Origin of the sequence: Rhodococcus sp. 06-1460-1B (genome assembly GCF_002258475.1) — a bacterium.
Taxonomy (GTDB): Bacteria; Actinomycetota; Actinomycetes; order Mycobacteriales; family Mycobacteriaceae; genus Rhodococcoides; species Rhodococcoides fascians.
In genome coordinates, this window is the sequence record NZ_NOYS01000043.1 from 72,444 (window position 1) to 88,386 (window position 15,943).

Consider the following 15,943-nt stretch of genomic DNA (forward strand, 5'->3'; position numbering starts at 1 on the left):
TGGTGGGAACGGACCGTCTGCGCTCGTAAGGTTGTAACCTGAATCACAGGTCCGGGTCGTGTTCGGATCGAAGGACAGCGAGGGTGTGAACGGTGGACCAGGCAGCTACTGCGAACGTCGGCAAGGCGCTGCACGATCTCGATACTCGGCGCAGCCGAGCCGAGACGCCACGTGTCCTCAAGTTCCATGCGCCCGAGATCGTGTTCGGTCCGGATTCGCTCGGAGAGGTCGCGCATGCGACGCGTCGTCTCGGTGGGGTACGGCCGATGCTCGTCACGGACGCCGGCTTGATCGAGAGTGGCTGGGCCGGGCAGCTCGTCGACCTCCTTCTTGCGCAGGGGCTCGAGCCCCAGGTCTGGAGCGCACTGACGCCCAATCCCAAGGACGTCGAGATCGAGGCCGGCCACGGTTACTACGCGGACTTCGGCTGCGACGTGTTGGTGGCGATCGGGGGAGGGTCGGTGATGGATGCGGCGAAAGGGATTGCCGTCCTCGCCGGCAACGGCGGTCGAATCCTCGACTACGAGGGGGTGGATCGGGCCACCCGGCCGATCCCGCCTCTGGTGATGGTGCCCACGACATCCGGCACCGGAGCCGACGTCTCGCAGTTCTGCATCGTCACCGATACCGCGCGCTCGACGAAGATCACCATTCTCGGCCGAGCCCTGGTACCGGACATCACGGTGATCGATCCGATGTTGCTCACCACGATGCCCGAATGGCTCAACGCCGCAACCGGTTTGGATGCTCTGACGCACGGGATAGAGGCGTTCGTGTCGTTGGGTCACAACCAGCTCACCGACCATCATGCGCTCCGAGCCATCACCATGGTGATGTCACAGTTGGCTCGCACCATCGATGAGCCGACCGACATGGTTGCACGAGGGTCGATGGCGCAGGCGAGTCTGGAGGCCGGCCTGGCATTCACGAACGCGATACTCGGTGCGACGCACGCGATGAGCCACCAGGTGGGCGGGCTGCTCGATCTCCCGCACGGGGTGATCAACGGTGTGCTGCTGCCGCACGTCATTCGTTTCAACGCTGCCGAGGATCCATTGCCGTACGTGGCCATCGCGACGAGTCTCGGGCTACCCGAGGGCAGGGCCAGGCCGGAGGAGGCCGCCATGGCCGTGGCCGATCGAGTGGACCGCCTCGCTCGTCAGGTCGGTGTTCCCGCCGGCCTGGCCGAGATCGGCGTCAGCGAGTCCGATCTCGATGTGTTGGCCACCAACGCATTACGCGATGCGTGCATGTCCACCAACCCGCGCTCGGCCACGCACCGCGAGATGGTCGATCTGTTCAGGACCGCACTGTGACAACCGGACCCGACCTCTCGTTGCTGACGGGACTGCGTTCGGGCAAGAACACGTTCTACCCCCAGTATCGCGGCGCGGCAGAACGTTTGGAACGCGTTGTCTATGCGCTGGAACTGATCTCGCGAGCACTGGTGCGCACGGTCGACGGTCCGGAAACGCTGGTGTGCGCTGTGGCCGAGGCCGCACGAGCCCATCTGAGTGCGCGCTGGGTCGTGTTCGCTCTCGCCGACGGGGCGTTCCCCGACGCCGGTCCTCGCAGATTGGTACTCGGACCCGACGCCACACCGTTTCTGGTCGACAACGTCGAAGGGCCACCGTTGCCGGACGACGTCGTCGACTGCCTCGAGTCGATCCGACAGTCGACGTGCGGCGACGGGCTGACCCCGGTGATCTCCGCCCATCACGCCTTCGTGCCGATCGCGTACGACGGGGGTGTCGTGGGCGCTTTTGCCGCATGGACCGGCGAGCAACGTGTGCTGGACGCCACCGACGCCGCGGTGCTCAGCATCCTGGCCAGCCAAACTGCGGTCGCCCTGCAGAATTCGGCTCTGTTCCAGAGCCGAAGACAACTCCTCGAGCGCACCGAGAGTGCCTACGCCGAGGCGAATCGAACAGCGGCCGACCTCGCCGCCCGCAATGCCGAACTCCTGCTGACGCAAAGACAATTGGGTGCCGCGCATCGGCATCAGGTGCTCGACGACGAACGGCATCGCATCGCGCGCGAACTGCACGACAGCGTGACCCAGGCCGTGTTGTCGGCCGGTATGCAGATCGAGGTCTGTCGCAGCGACATCTCGGCCGACGAGCGCAGTGACAGGCTGGATCTGGCCAAGGATCTGACGCGTCGGGCAGTGGATCAGCTGCGGTCGGCGATCTACGCGCTCAATCACCCTCAGGACGCCGACCGAACGTCGCTTCCCGAAATGCTCGAACAGCTTTCGGTGGTCCACATGCCCGACGAGTTGCAGGTCTCGCTGCGGGTGGAGGGAACTCCCGTCGAGTTGAGCAGCGAATGCGAGCATGCTTTGCTCCGCATCGCCGGAGAGGCGTTGTTCAACACTGCAGTGCACGGACATGCATCCCGGGCCATTCTTCGATTGAGCTATTCACTCGATCAGGTACAGCTGTCGATTGCCGATGACGGTGACGGCGATCCGGCGCACTTGCGCATGATGCTGCACATGGCCGAGTCCACCGACGTCGACGGCCGCCACCGCGGGTTGGCGAACATGGCGGCGCGCGCCCGCGAACACGGCGGGGTCTTCGAGATCCGCCGTGCCCGCACCGGGGGCGTGCGAGTGGCAGTGCGTATACCGCTCGACCCGAATTCCACGAAGGGCACAGCATGAGCGTCACAGCGGTACGAGACGGTTCGCCTCAGGCGGCGCCGCCCAGAGTTCGGATCGTCCTGGTCGACGACCACGCGATCCTGCGCGACGGGTTGCGTTCGGTACTCGAGCGTGAAACGGATCTGACGATCGTGGGGGAGGCGTCGACCCGAGAGGAGGGGTTGGCCGTCGTCGCTCGGGTCACACCCGACATCGTGCTGATGGACCTCAAGCTCTCTGCCAGCTCCGATTACGAGGGTCTCGCCCTGTGTGCGCAGTTGTCCAAGGCGCACAACGGAATCGGTCTGCTCGTCCTGACGACGTTCCTCGACGACCGTCTGGTGGTGGAGGCCGTTCATGCCGGTGCCCGGGGATATGTGGTCAAGGACGTCGACACCACCGAGTTGGTTCGCGCGATCCGCGCGGTGTCGCGCGGTGAGAGTGCGTTCGATTCCCGGAGCGCGTCGGCCGTGGTCCGTTCTCTCAACGGCACACCGAGCAGCATCGAGCGGCTCACCGAGCGGGAGCTCGAAGTGCTCCGGCTACTGGCAACGGGTCTGTCCAACAACATGATCGGAACACGTCTGTTCATCTCGGCGACGACGGTGAAGTTTCACGTCAGCAACATCATGCGCAAACTTGCGGTGTCCCGCCGTGCCGAGGCCGTCTATGCCGCGAGTAAACAGGGATTGATCTGAGCGATGAGCCTTCGGGCGCAGAGTGCAAAGTAGACGGCGCTCGGCGTCCTGTCGGGAGCGTCCTCGCGGTGCAGGCTACGGATAACACATACCAGTGATATCCACGCCGAGGAGCACCCATGACGACTGTTCAGGAAGATTCGCGCTGGACCGCCGTCATGCTCCCCGGCGGCGCGATCCTGTGGACCTCCACCTCGAAGAAAACCCGAATCACCCTGCCCGCCAACGGAACAGCCGTACCCATCATCGGCAACGGCCTCCGGCCACACATCCCCACCCAACCCAGACGATCCGGCATCATCGCCTACCCCGACCCACCCGACAACCCGACACCCGAACCGAGCGACGAGGAAGCCGACACAGCACCACCGTTCTAGTACTCCCGCGGATCCCATGCCTGCGGTATCGAGACTGTTCAGACGAGTTGTGGTGCCGTCGTCTTGTCGATCACGAGCCAACCGCCGTGGAAGGTCGAGGTCTCGAAGGGCTTCCCCGTCGATAATCCCAGCTCGGCCAGCGCCGTCTCGTCGAACGTGCGGATGTGTCCGTGGCAGACGGTGGTCTCGGTCTCGAACGGTACCGCGATGACGACGCGGAAGCGCGCCACCCGGAGTGCCTCCGCGACGATGGCAGAGCCCGTCTCGGCATCGACGTGTTCGAGCAGGTGCAGAGCTGTCACAGTATCGACACTGTTGTCGTCGAACGGGATTCGGGCTGCATCGAACACTGCCGTGTCGAGTCTCGCGCCGAGGTGCGGAGCGACAGTCGCGAGCAAATTCATGGTTCCCGCTGACTGGTCGGTCGCGGTGACCGAACAACCCTGCATAGCCAGCCGCAATGGGAAGAAGCCGAAGCACGAACCCAGATCGAGTACCGAACCGCGGACCGACGCGGCGGCACGCTCGTGCACAGGAGCGAACTCTGCTCGACCGGAGAGGAGGTCATCCAACGAGTTTCGGTAGTACGTCGTCCATGCCTCGACCGGATCGGCGACAGTGGTGCGCACGATGCCGACCAGCACGTGCTCGAACTCGCGTTGAGACAGCCCGATATGGCGCGCCTGTTCGGTGATGAGCGGCACGAGGCCCTCACCGATCTGGCCCGCAGCGAGGCAGTGGTTGACCTGCACTGTCGATCCTGCACGGATGGCGTCGAATCGGAGCCCGGGAGTGTGCTGGACGACGACGTTCTCATGAGCCCAGACCCCGTCGGGTCCGGGTGCCAATGCATCGATCTCGGTCATGTAAGTCTTCTTCTGTCGTTTCTGCTGTGACCCTCTGTTCAGGTCAGCTTTCCACAGCGAACCGCGGCAGAACTCGGATCGACCGCTGGTCGGTCCGCTCGGACGCCGCTCACCCCGCACGCCGGACGGGCCGGTACCTACCCGACTGGACGGTTGATCGCGACGGCCGACCAGTTCCTGCGCCATGACCCGTCGGAAACCTCGATGGCCGTTAGCGTGGTGATCCTGAACACAGTCGATCGGATTGTGGCCGAACAGATTTCGTAGGAGGAATCAGATGTCGAAGAAGAGTGAGAACGCTGTGGTCGGTACGTCGGTTGTCGAGTCCGATCTGGTGGAGGAGTCGTTGGTGGAGGAAGTCTCGATCGACGGTATGTGCGGCGTGTACTGATCATGACTACTGCTGTGCAGGACGCGCTCGATCTGGACGTGCGGTGGGTGTTGCATCCGCAGGTGGCGTTGCGCCCGGAGTCGTTCGGGGCGTTGCTGTACCACTTCGGGACCCGCAAGCTGTCGTTTCTGAAGAACCGCACGATCGTGGCGATCATCGAGTCCCTTCCCGACCACCGGGATATGCGGTCGGCGATCGCGGCCGCAGGGATCAGCGATTCGGCATCGGCTCCCTACGTGAGAGCGCTCGAGACGTTGGCGGACTCGAACATGATCACTCGCCCGTAGAACCTGACCCATTCGTAGAAGAGGACGGCCCCTATGACTTCCACCCTCGAAAGACCAGCTCCGGTAGGGAGATTGGTCGATCAGTTCGAGCTCGGTCTCGATGCTCCGATTTGTTTGACGTGGGAGTTGACCTACGCCTGCAATCTGTCGTGTGTGCATTGTCTGTCGTCGTCGGGTCGTCGTGACCCGCGCGAACTGAGTACCGAGCAGTGCAAGTCGATCATCGACGAGTTGCAGAAGATGCAGGTGTTCTACGTCAACATCGGTGGCGGTGAGCCGACGGTCCGGTCGGACTTCTGGGAACTCGTCGACTATGCGACGGCGCATCAGGTGGGGGTGAAGTTCTCCACCAACGGAGTCAAGATCGACAGACAAGTCGCCGCGCGTCTCGCGGCGTCGGATTACGTCGATGTGCAGATTTCCATCGACGGGGCGACGGCGGAGGTCAACGACGCGGTGCGTGGTCCGGGGTCGTTCGACATGGCGTGCCGGGCGTTGGAGAATCTGAAGGAGGCCGGGTTCCGGGATGCGAAGATCTCCGTCGTCGTCACCCGGCACAACGTGAGCCAGCTCGACGACTTCAAGGCTCTGGCCGACAAATACGCTGCGACACTGCGTATCACGCGGTTGCGGCCGTCGGGTCGCGGTGCGGATGTCTGGGACGATCTGCATCCCACGGCGGGTCAGCAGCGCGAGCTGTACAACTGGCTCGTTGCGAACGGTGAGGGTGTGTTGACGGGGGATTCGTTCTTCCACCTCTCGGCGTTCGGTGACGCTCTGCCGGGGTTGAACCTGTGTGGTGCGGGGCGGGTGGTGTGTCTGATCGACCCGATCGGTGATGTGTATGCGTGCCCGTTCGCCATTCACGAGAACTTCCTCGCCGGCAACATCGTCCGAGACGCCAAGGACGGTATGGGCGGATTCCAAACCGTCTGGCAGACCTCGGAGTTGTTCCAGGAGTTGCGCTCACCGCAGACCTCGGGTGCGTGCACCAAGTGTGCTCATTTCGATGCGTGCCGGGGTGGGTGCATGGCTGCGAAGTTCTTCACCGGTCTGCCGATGGATGGCCCGGATCCCGAATGCGTGATCGGCAACGGTGAGATGGCGTTGGCGGCGGCGGGGGAGATCCCGAAGTCGAGTGTCGATCATTCGCGCACCGGTCAGCGTAAGACTCCCCGTAAGTCGGTGCCGTTGACCTTGATGATGTGTCCACCGACGAAGATCTGCGACGAAAATCCGCTCGCGGGAATGGAACAGGAAGCGTAGTGATGGCGAAGAGTGCGTGGTTCGAGACCGTTGCCGAGGCGCAGCGGCGGGCGAAGAAGCGTCTACCGAAGTCGGTGTATGCCGCGCTGGTGGCCGGCTCCGAACGCGGCATCACGGTCGACGACAACATGTCGGCGTTCGGCGAGTTGGGTTTCGCTCCGCATGTGGCGGGGTTGTCGGACAAGCGGGACTTGTCGACGACGGTGATGGGGCAGCCGCTGTCGTTTCCGGTGATGATTTCCCCGACGGGTGTGCAGGCCGTGCACCCCGACGGTGAGGTTGCGGTGGCGAGAGCTGCTGCGGCGCGGGGTATTCCGATCGGATTGTCCTCGTTCGCGAGCAAGTCCGTGGAGGAGGTCGCGGCGGCGAATCCGCAGACGTTCTTCCAGATGTACTGGGTCGGTTCGCGGGAGATCTTGTTGCAGCGGATGGAGCGGGCTCGTGCGGCGGGGGCGGTGGGGTTGATCATGACGTTGGATTGGTCGTTCTCCAACGGCCGCGACTGGGGTAGCCCGTCGATTCCGGAGAAGATGGACCTCAAGGCGATGGTTCAGTTCGCTCCGGAGGGTGTCATGCGTCCGAAGTGGTTGTGGGAGTTCGCGAAGACCGGCAAGATCCCGGATTTGACGACCCCGAACCTGACCCCACCGACCGGTGGTCCGGCTCCGACGTTCTTCGGGGCGTATGGGGAATGGATGGGGACCCCGTTGCCGACGTGGGAGGACGTGGCGTGGTTGCGTGAGCAGTGGGGTGGGCCGTTCATGCTCAAGGGTGTGATGCGGGTCGATGATGCGAAGCGGGCTGTCGATGCCGGTGTTACGGCGATTTCGGTGTCCAATCATGGTGGTAACAATCTCGATGGGACGCCGGCTCCGATTCGGGCGTTGCCGGCGATCGCGGAGGCGGTCGGTGATCAGGTCGAGATCACCCTCGACGGCGGCATCCGCCGGGGTAGTGATGTGGTCAAGGCGTTGGCGTTGGGTGCTCGGGCGGTGTTGATCGGTCGGGCGTACCTGTGGGGTCTGTCGGCCGGCGGTCAGGCCGGGGTGGAGAACGTGCTCGACATCCTGCGTGGGGGAGTCGATTCCGCTGTCCTCGGTCTCGGGCACACCTCGGTGCATGATCTGTCCCCGTCGGATGTGGTGATGCCCGCCGGATTCGACCGGAAGCTGGGTGTGTGAGCGAGTGGTTCGAGACTGTCGCCGAAGCGCAGCGGCGAGCGCGTAAGCGACTTCCGGCATCGGTGTATTCGGCGCTGGTGGCGGGGTCCGAACGTGGTCTGACGGCGGGCGACAACACCACTGCCTTCGCCGAGCTCGGGTTCGCCCCACACGTGGCCGACCTGTCGGATTCGCGGGAGTTATCGACGACACTGATGGGGCAACCGTTGTCGTTTCCGGTGATGATCTCTCCGACGGGTGTGCAGGCCGTGCACCCCGACGGTGAGGTGGCGGTGGCGAGGGCTGCGGCGGCGCGCGGTGTTTCGATGGGGTTGTCGTTGTTCGCGAGCAAACCGATCGAGGAGGTCGTGGCGGCGAATCCGCAGACGTTCTTTCAGGTGCATTGGGTGGGTTCGCGGGAGTTGTTGCTGCACATGCTCGATCGTGCCCGCGCTGCGGGTGCGGTCGGGCTGATCGTGACGATGGATTGGTCGTTCTCGGAGGGCCGCGATTGGGGGAGTCCGGTGATACCGGAACGCCTCGACGCGCGGGCGATGCTGCGGCTGGCACCCGAAGCGTTGGCCCGTCCACGGTGGCTCGCCCGGTGGGCGCGGACGGGGACGTTCCCGGATTTGACGGCACCGAATCTCGCCGCGCCCGGTGGGGCCGCGCCGACGTTCTTCGCCGCGTACCGGGAGTGGATGTCCACCCCGCTGCCATCGTGGGAGGACATCGCGTGGCTACGCGCGCAGTGGGACGGTCCGTTCATGCTCAAAGGTGTGTCCCGGGTCGACGATGCATTGCGGGCGGTCGATGCCGGTGTCACGGCGATCTCGGTGTCCAATCACGGGGGCAACAATCTCGACGGGGCTCCGGCGTCGATTCGGATGTTGCCGGCGATTGCCGAGGCGGTGGGAAATCAGGTGGAGGTCACCCTCGACGGCGGGATCCGGCGGGGCAGCGACGTCGCGAAAGCACTCGCCCTCGGCGCGCGGGCGGTGCTGATCGGGCGGGCGTATCTGTGGGGTCTCGCCGCGAACGGTCAGGCCGGTGCGGAGAACGTGCTCGACATCCTGCGCGGCGGCTTGGATTCGGCGGTCCTCGGTCTTGGACACTCGTCGGTGCACACCCTCGAACCGACCGACGTCGTTGCACCGCATGACTTCACCCGTGCGAATCAGCTCCCCGGTTTGGAATATCCGACGCCGATCGGAGTCCGGGATACGGAACCGAGGAGCTGATTCGATCGACAACCCAGCGCAGCTGACGCTCAGGCCCTGCTGAATCCGTCGAGCATGCCGGTGTACAGCTTGGGCGGAGGAGTCGCGAACTCTCCACGCTTACCGGTCCCGAGTCCCAGGGTGACGAGGGATTGCACGAACAACGTTCCCGCTGCGACCCCGTCGACGACGGGCACTCCGATTTCGGACGAGATGTGTCGGCAGAGATCGGCCATACCCGCGCAGCCGAGGACCACGGCATCACTACCGTCCGTCTCTACCGCGATGCGGCAGGCCTCGGTGACGATCTTGCGAGCGTCGGGGTCGGTTTCGAGATCGAGGACGGGCAGGTCGCACGCATGGATGCCGAGGCACTGCCGTCCGAAGCCGTAATGGTCGGCCAAATCCTGTGCCCGTCCGATCGTGCGCGCGAGCGTGGTGACGACGCTGAAACCGCGGCCGAGGAAACTCGCGGCATGCATGGCCGCTTCCGCGATCCCGATGACGGGCCCCGATGCGAGCTCGCGGGCCGCGTCGATGCCGGGGTCGCCGAAACAGGCGATGACGTAGCCGTCGACCCCGGCGGCCTCGCCGCGGGCGATCTCGGCGAGAATGCCTGGGACACTGAGGGCTTCGTCGACGTGGCTTTCGATCGACACCGGCCCCATGGATGGGCTGACCGCATCGACGACCGTGCCCGGGCCGACTACGGCCCGGGCACAGTCACCGATCGTTGCGGTCATCGAACTCGTGGTGTTCGGATTGATGACCTTGATGAGCACGTGCGAGATCCTATGCTTCTACTGGAGTGTCCAAGTTGGTGACGGCCAGCTTGGTCCGCGTTGCGAGGTAGAAGTACATCGCGAATCCGATGCCGCATCCGATGAACCAGCTGTACTTGGACGCCGTCGACATTCCGGCGATCTGCATGCCGTCGATGGCTCCGTTGAACAGCACGGTGAACATGGCCACCAGCGCGCCGACGATGGTGGAGTACACCGCAGCCGGGTTGTATCCCTTGGAGTACCAGTACAGACCCGTCGTCGACATCGAGAACAGCTCGTCGACGACGACCTTCTGCTTGCGGACGAGGTAGTAGTCGGCGATCAGAATGCCGAACAGTGGTCCGATGAATGCGCCCAGAGTTTCGAGGGTCAGGTGGATGACGTCGGGGTTGTTGTACAGGTTCCACGGGGTGATCAGCACCGAGCCGATGGCGGCGATCATTCCGCCTGCGCGCCAGCTGATGCGCTGCGGGCTGACGTTGGAGAAGTCGAACGCGGGGGAGATGAAGTTCGCGACGATGTTGATGCCGATGGTGGCGATCGTGAACGTCAGTGCACCGAGAACGATGGCGAACGTGCTGTCGATTCGAGCGACGGTCTCGACCGGGTCGGTGATCAGCTCACCGAACACCGGAAGCGTCAACGACGCCGTGACGACCACCAGGATGGAGAAGACCAGGAAGTTGACCGGGAGGCCGAGGAAGTTGCCCTTCTTCACCGCGGAGTAGGACTTGCCGTAGCGGGAGAAGTCGCCGAAGTTGAGCATGGGGCCGGAGAAGTACGAGACCACGAGGGCGATGGCTCCGAGCATCACCGGAATCGAACTCAGACCCGTGTGCTCGACATCTTGGAGGTTGAGATCGATTGCGCCCCAGCCTGCTTTCCAGATCAGGTAGCCACACAGTATGAACATCACGACGTAGACGGCGGGCCCGCAGAAGTCGATGAACTTGCGGATCGATTCCATGCCGCGCCAGAAGACCGCTGCCTGAACGACCCAGAGGAACAGGAAGCTGGCCCAACCGAGCAGGGACAGACCGGCGAAGCCGTAGTCGGCGGTGACGGCGTACGGGGCCAGTGACGGGAACAGCTTGATCAACACGATGTCGAGGGCTGCCGATGCCAGGAACGTCTGGATGCCGTACCAGGCCACGGCGATCAGACCGCGAATGATGGCGGGGATGTTGGCACCGAGGACGCCGAACACGCTGCGGCAGATGACCGGGTAGGGCACCCCGGAGACCTGGCTCGGCTTGGCGACGAGGTTGCAGAAGAAGTACACGATGGTGATGCCGACGAGCAGCGCGATCAGCACCTGCCAGCTCGCCAACCCGAGTGCGAAGAGGCTGCCGGCCGTGACGTAGCCACCCACCGAGTGCACGTCGGACATCCAGAAAGCGAACAGGTTGTAGGACGTCCAGGTCTGCTTCTTCAGCGGAGCGAGGTCTTCGTTGGTCAGCCGTGGGTCGTAACTGTCCTTGATCAGGCCTCCACCGACGGGGTGGCCCGCGGCTTCCACGAGATCTCCCGTTTGGGCGGGACCGTGCGCTGTATCTGTCATCGATGCTCCTGACGGCCGGGCAATGAATGGAACGAGTGAATGGGGAAAAGCTAGCGGCGAAGTATTGCGCCCTCGTGACGTGAGCGATATATCTTCAGCCCGGCGTTTCCGTGGGTGGATCGGCAAACAATCCGTGATCGTTCGACAATGTCGAAATGACCGAATTGAGACGCGTGTGATGGTGCTGGGCAGCGCGCAACAGTGCGTCGGAGTCGCGATCGAGGAAGGCGGCGATCATGTCGGCGTGGTCGTCGTGCAGTGACACCCGATCGGATCCGGCGACATGCACCATCGGTTGCACGGGTTCGGTGATGTTCCAGGCGGATTCGAGCATGTGCAGGAGTCGGTGCATCCGCGACGGCCGGGTCAGCGACAGGTGGAATTCGCGAGATAGGCGGTGGTACTCGCGTGAGTCGTCCTCGGTCAACGAGGCCTCGAGCTGCCGGTTGATCTCGATCAGGTGCACGCGATCGGCATCGGTGGCCTGTTCTACCGCGATCGGGAGTGCAGCAGTTTCGAGAACCTCACGCACGATGTACATTTCGCGCAGTTCTGCCGCTGTCAGCTGCGCCACCCGGTAGCCGAGATTGGGTCGATGGTCGACCAATCCCTCGCCGATCAGAGTCTTCAGGGATTCACGTACCGGAATGCGGCTCACGCCGAACAATTCCGCGACCTCGTCTATCGGAATGGGTGTATTCGGAGGAGCGTCACCGGCCAGGATGACGCGTCGGAGCTCGTCCAGAATTGTCGGCTGCGGGCCACCCGGTGCCGATATGGACAATTGCGAGAGCAATATCGACCGACGGCGGGGTGGCACGAATCGAAGATTATCGGCCGTGTGTTTCGTCCGCGTGACGGCTCGGTTCCGTCCGATAGCATCTGCACTCATGGCCACTGACACGCTCGGTACCCAGTACTGGCCGGACATCGTCGGACCGAAGCTTCTCGTGGTTCCGGTCGGCTCGCTCGAGCAACACGGGCCGCACCTACCTCTCGATACCGATACCCGCATCGCCGACGCCGTCGCGCGAACGGTTCCGAACGCTCTCGTGGCACCCGCGGTGGCGTACGGCTCCAGCGGCGAGCACGAGGGTTTCGGCGGCACCGTGTCCATCGGGTCCGCCGCGCTCGAGGCGCTGTTGGTGGAGTACGGGCGCTCCGCGTGCCGGTGGGCAGAGAGGATCGTCTTCGTCAACGGCCACGGCGGCAACGGTCCCACCCTGCGCTCGGCGGTGACGCTGTTGCGTTACGAGGGGCGCGACGTCGTATGGTTCCCGTGCTCGGTGCCGGGAGCGGATGCGCACGCCGGACGCACCGAAACATCGCTGCTGCTGCATCTTTCGGCCGATGTGGTCGACATGACGAAAGCGGCACCGGGAAACACCACCGAGATCGCGGCTCTACTGCCCGAGCTGCGCGCCGGTGGCCTGGCCCCTGTCACGGCCAACGGTGTGCTCGGCGACCCCCTCGGGGCCACCGCCGAGGAGGGACGGCTCATTTTCGAGCAACTGCGGGAACGCGTGCTGGGTGCGGTGCAGAGATGGAGTCCGTCCCCGTACGGCGTCATCGTGTGAGCGATCGCGGTACAGAACCGGCGGAAAGCCTGTTCGAGGCCTCGAACAGAAACGGGGAGCAGGTATGTTCCGACCGATTTACCGGGTGGCCGACACGCCGACCGTTTGTCCGCTTACGATGCCCTGATGGGTGAAGGTCGGTTGCCTGACGGCTTCGGGGTGCGAGTGGATCCACGCGTACGCACATTCTCCGAGGGACGCGTTCTGATCGGTGGTTCACCGATGCGGATGCTCACGTTGGCACCGACGGCCGCGGCAATGATCGGTGACGGTTTCATCGAGGTGACCGACTCGCAGTCCGCCCTCGTGGCGCGCAAACTGCTCGACTCGGGGGTGGGCAACCCGCGGCCCATGTCCATCCCGTCGCCCAGTGATGTCACCGTCGTGGTGCCGCTGAAGAACAACGAGGCCGGGCTCGCGCGGCTGATCACGGCGATGCACGGCATGCACGTGATCATCGTCGACGACGGATCCGACGTCCCGGTGGCGGTTCCTGCCGTGTCGTGGAGCGTGGGTAGCGTGACGGTGCTGCGGCACGAGACCTCACGCGGGCCTGCGGCCGCACGTAATACTGGACTACGTTGCGCTACAACGGATTTCGTTGCTTTTCTGGACTCGGACGTGGTGCCGCGCAAGGGCTGGCTCGAGGTGATGCTCGGGCACTTCTCGGATCCGGCGGTGGGCCTGGTGGCACCCCGAATCGTCGCGCTGGAGCCCGAAGGCAGCGCACTGGCCCGCTACGAGCACGCCCGCTCCTCGCTCGACCTCGGACGCAAGGAAGCGGCGGTGCGCGCAGGGAGCGCGGTGTCGTACGTACCCAGTGCCGCCATGTTGCTACGCCGGTCTGCTGCGGTGGAATGCCACGGGTTCGACGAGTCGATGCACGTGGCCGAGGACGTCGATCTGTGCTGGCGTCTGCAGGAGGCGGGCTGGCGACTGCGCTACGAGCCCGTCGCCCACGTGGCGCACGAGCACCGCGTCGCCTTCGTCGAATGGTTCGCCCGCAAACTGTTCTACGGCACCGGTGCCACACCGTTGTCCGCGCGTCATCCGGGCATGGTGCCGCCGATCGCGATGTCGCCGTGGACGTTGGTGACGTGTCTGCTCGCCGCCAGTCTGACGCGTATCGGATTGCTCGGCGCTCTGGCCAGTTTCGGGGTCACGGTCGTCCGGCTGCGCAAGATGTTCGTCGGTCTCGATCAGCCCACCCGCATCGCGGCCGTTCTCGCTGCCGAGGGCTTCGTGGCCGGGTTGTGGCAACTTGCCTCGGCGCTGTGTCGACATTATTGGCCGATCACGTTGCTCGCGGTGTTGTTGTCGAGCCGTATCCGGAAGATCGCGCTCGGTATGGCTGTGGCAGAAGCATGTTCGGATTGGTACAAGCATCGTGAACTGGGCGGGCTCGATCCGGTTCGATACATCTTCTTCAAACGCGCCGACGACATCGCGTACGGAACCGGGCTGTGGAGCGGCGCGCTGTCGGCTCGTTCCATCGAGGCGTTGAAGCCCCGCCTGGACGGCTGACCCGTGCGCCGGGAAGGCCGGGCCGACGACGAGGGAAGTCCACTCGACGCCGACGCCGACGTCATCGTCGTCGGAGGCGGGTCGTGCGGCTGTGTCGTCGCGGCGCGACTGAGCGAGAATCCCGACCGCTCAGTTTTGCTGCTCGAAGCCGGGCCGGCATCTGCGGGGGTCGACGACATTCCGCTCAGCCTGGGCGACTCGACGACGCTCCCCATCGGTCCGGACAGCCGCTGGGTGAGCCGCTACACCGCCGAACTCACCCGCGACGTCACGCGCACGGTGACCCGGGGCCGAGTGCTCGGCGGATCGGGCGCCGTCAACGGTGGCTACTTCGTCCGGGCGATCCCCGCCGACTTCGATGCGTGGCCACAATCGAACTGGTCGTTCGATCAGGTGCTGCCGTTTTTTCGCCGTTCCGAGAGCGATCACGACCTCGATGCCGCCGGCGGACCTAGCATCGCGCGTCGCTGGCACGGAACGGACGGGCCGATGCCGATCACCCGACCGCCCGCGCGGGCCTGGCATCGGCTGACCGCCGCGTTCGTGGACTCGGCGACGGACGCCGGGATCGACTACCGCAAGGACCTGAATGCTCCCGATGCGGGGGCGGGCGGTGTCGGTGCTGTTCCCTCGAACGTTCTGGGCGGGACACGGGTGAGCGCGGCCAGGGCATACCTCCTGCCGAATGCCGACCGGACCAACCTTCGTATCGAGGGTGATACGACAGTCGTGTCGTTGAAGTTCAACGGCAGCAAGGTGATCGGAGTGGAGACAGTCGTCGGCGGAGTGCGCAGAATCGTTCGAGCCGATACCGTGATCGTGTCGGCGGGGTCCGTGCACACGCCCGCGCTGCTGATGCGATCGGGCATCGGTGATCCCGAAAATCTTGTCCCGCTGGGTATCTCGATGGTGGTCGACAGTCCGGGCGTGGGTCGCGGATTCTCCGACCACCCCGAGGTCGCCGTTCCCCTCGCTCCGAAACATTCCCCCGAACATTCCCCGGACGATCGGTTGTCGTCTCCGCTCGAGGCGGTGCTGCACGCGGGCGACGTGGAAATCCGGCCGTACACGAGGCGGTTCGACGAATTGATACCCGGTCTGGACGTGGGGCCGCACTCGTTCGGCGTGGGTCTGATGCGGTCGACCGCGCGAGGACGCATCGCGTTGCGCACGGCGGACGCGTTCACTCCTCCCACGGTGAACTACCACTACCTCGAATCGGAACGGGACCGTCGGGCGATGCGAGACGGAGTCGAACTCACCGTCGATCTGCTCCGATCCCCGGCCATGGCGTCGGTCGTGGACGTTCCCGCCATCGCAGACCCGCTCGCGCCACTCGGTACGTCGCTGCACCTGTCCGGAAGCGCTCGAATGGGGCCAGAATCTGATCCGGGGTCGGTTCTGGACGACCATTGTCGGGTGCGTGGGATCGACGGCGTGTACGTCGTCGACACCTCGGCGTTCCCGGTAGTGCCCAGCAGAGGGCCCCACGCAACGGCCGTCATGTTCGCCGAACGGGCCGCGGCGCTGATCGATCGGCACGATCGCGGCGCATGAGGCGTAGCGTTCGTGGTCTGGGGACCGTTC

16 protein-coding genes are annotated in these 15,943 nt (G+C 64.6%); 12 read left to right on the forward strand and 4 right to left on the reverse strand.

Going from position 1 to position 15,943, the window contains the following annotated elements; translation table 11 throughout:
• Positions 1 to 128: 128 nt before the first annotated feature.
• From CH268_RS25655 to CH268_RS25670, 4 genes are all read left to right on the forward strand, one after another.
• On the forward strand, positions 129 to 1,316 hold the full coding sequence (locus tag CH268_RS25655; protein WP_027496264.1) for an iron-containing alcohol dehydrogenase: 1,188 nt from the start codon (positions 129 to 131) through the stop codon (positions 1,314 to 1,316).
• On the forward strand, positions 1,313 to 2,665 hold the full coding sequence (locus tag CH268_RS25660) for a MadS family sensor histidine kinase (protein WP_032408042.1): 1,353 nt from the start codon (positions 1,313 to 1,315) through the stop codon (positions 2,663 to 2,665). Before CH268_RS25655 ends, CH268_RS25660 begins: the two co-directional genes overlap by 4 nt.
• The gene (locus CH268_RS25665; RefSeq protein WP_094666253.1) at positions 2,662 to 3,342 is read left to right on the forward strand and encodes a MadR family response regulator transcription factor; all 681 of its coding nucleotides are present in this window, start codon (positions 2,662 to 2,664) and stop codon (positions 3,340 to 3,342) included. Before CH268_RS25660 ends, CH268_RS25665 begins: the two co-directional genes overlap by 4 nt.
• A 119-nt stretch (positions 3,343 to 3,461) precedes the next feature.
• The gene (locus CH268_RS25670; protein ID WP_094666254.1) at positions 3,462 to 3,719 is read left to right on the forward strand and encodes a hypothetical protein; all 258 of its coding nucleotides are present in this window, start codon (positions 3,462 to 3,464) and stop codon (positions 3,717 to 3,719) included.
• A 38-nt stretch (positions 3,720 to 3,757) separates the two neighbouring features.
• Here CH268_RS25670 and mftM read toward each other — a convergent pair whose 3' ends face one another.
• The gene (mftM, locus tag CH268_RS25675; protein ID WP_094666351.1) at positions 3,758 to 4,585 is read right to left on the reverse strand and encodes a mycofactocin oligosaccharide methyltransferase MftM; all 828 of its coding nucleotides are present in this window, start codon (positions 4,583 to 4,585) and stop codon (positions 3,758 to 3,760) included.
• Between the two features lie 277 nt (positions 4,586 to 4,862).
• On the opposite strand from mftM, the gene mftA reads away from it, so the two are divergent.
• From mftA to mftD (CH268_RS25700), 5 genes are read left to right on the forward strand one after another with little or no spacing between them, the layout of a single operon-like run.
• Positions 4,863 to 4,976 carry a mycofactocin precursor MftA gene (gene mftA, locus CH268_RS25680; RefSeq protein WP_069973092.1) on the forward strand — a complete coding sequence of 38 codons (114 nt, stop codon included), beginning with the start codon at positions 4,863 to 4,865 and terminating at the stop codon, positions 4,974 to 4,976.
• 2 nt (positions 4,977 to 4,978) lie between these two features.
• Positions 4,979 to 5,263, forward strand: coding sequence for a mycofactocin biosynthesis chaperone MftB (mftB, locus tag CH268_RS25685; protein ID WP_032368354.1), 285 nt, complete (start codon positions 4,979 to 4,981; stop codon positions 5,261 to 5,263).
• Between the two features lie 33 nt (positions 5,264 to 5,296).
• Positions 5,297 to 6,529 carry a mycofactocin radical SAM maturase gene (gene mftC / locus CH268_RS25690; RefSeq protein WP_094666255.1) on the forward strand — a complete coding sequence of 411 codons (1,233 nt, stop codon included), beginning with the start codon at positions 5,297 to 5,299 and terminating at the stop codon, positions 6,527 to 6,529.
• Between the two features lie 2 nt (positions 6,530 to 6,531).
• Positions 6,532 to 7,710 (forward strand): pre-mycofactocin synthase MftD, encoded by a 1,179-nt coding sequence (gene mftD / locus CH268_RS25695; protein WP_094643293.1) that lies wholly within the window; start codon positions 6,532 to 6,534, stop codon positions 7,708 to 7,710.
• The gene (mftD, locus tag CH268_RS25700) at positions 7,707 to 8,930 is read left to right on the forward strand and encodes a pre-mycofactocin synthase MftD (protein WP_094666256.1); all 1,224 of its coding nucleotides are present in this window, start codon (positions 7,707 to 7,709) and stop codon (positions 8,928 to 8,930) included. The genes mftD (CH268_RS25695) and mftD (CH268_RS25700) overlap by 4 nt, the downstream gene beginning before the upstream one ends.
• 29 nt (positions 8,931 to 8,959) lie before the next feature.
• Here mftD (CH268_RS25700) and CH268_RS25705 read toward each other — a convergent pair whose 3' ends face one another.
• The 3 genes from CH268_RS25705 to CH268_RS25715 form a co-directional block, all read right to left on the reverse strand.
• Entirely contained in the window at positions 8,960 to 9,691 is a 732-nt protein-coding gene (locus tag CH268_RS25705; RefSeq protein WP_032408036.1) for an aspartate/glutamate racemase family protein, read from the reverse strand.
• Positions 9,692 to 9,701: 10 nt separating this feature from the next.
• Positions 9,702 to 11,255, reverse strand: coding sequence for an NCS1 family nucleobase:cation symporter-1 (locus tag CH268_RS25710; protein WP_094666257.1), 1,554 nt, complete (start codon positions 11,253 to 11,255; stop codon positions 9,702 to 9,704).
• A gap of 94 nt (positions 11,256 to 11,349) precedes the next feature.
• Positions 11,350 to 12,075: a GntR family transcriptional regulator gene (locus tag CH268_RS25715; protein ID WP_094666352.1), complete on the reverse strand. Its 726-nt coding sequence runs from the start codon at positions 12,073 to 12,075 to the stop codon at positions 11,350 to 11,352.
• Between the two features lie 70 nt (positions 12,076 to 12,145).
• Here CH268_RS25715 and mftE point away from each other — a divergent pair, with 70 nt between their 5' ends.
• The 3 genes from mftE to mftG all read left to right on the forward strand — a co-directional run bounded on the left by mftE (position 12,146) and on the right by mftG (position 15,913).
• On the forward strand, positions 12,146 to 12,832 hold the full coding sequence (gene mftE / locus CH268_RS25720) for a mycofactocin biosynthesis peptidyl-dipeptidase MftE (protein ID WP_094666258.1): 687 nt from the start codon (positions 12,146 to 12,148) through the stop codon (positions 12,830 to 12,832).
• A 126-nt stretch (positions 12,833 to 12,958) separates the two neighbouring features.
• Entirely contained in the window at positions 12,959 to 14,356 is a 1,398-nt protein-coding gene (gene mftF / locus CH268_RS25725; protein ID WP_027496281.1) for a mycofactocin biosynthesis glycosyltransferase MftF, read from the forward strand.
• Positions 14,357 to 14,359: 3 nt separating this feature from the next.
• Positions 14,360 to 15,913 carry a mycofactocin dehydrogenase MftG gene (gene mftG / locus CH268_RS25730; RefSeq protein WP_094666259.1) on the forward strand — a complete coding sequence of 518 codons (1,554 nt, stop codon included), beginning with the start codon at positions 14,360 to 14,362 and terminating at the stop codon, positions 15,911 to 15,913.
• Positions 15,914 to 15,943: the final 30 nt, after the last annotated feature.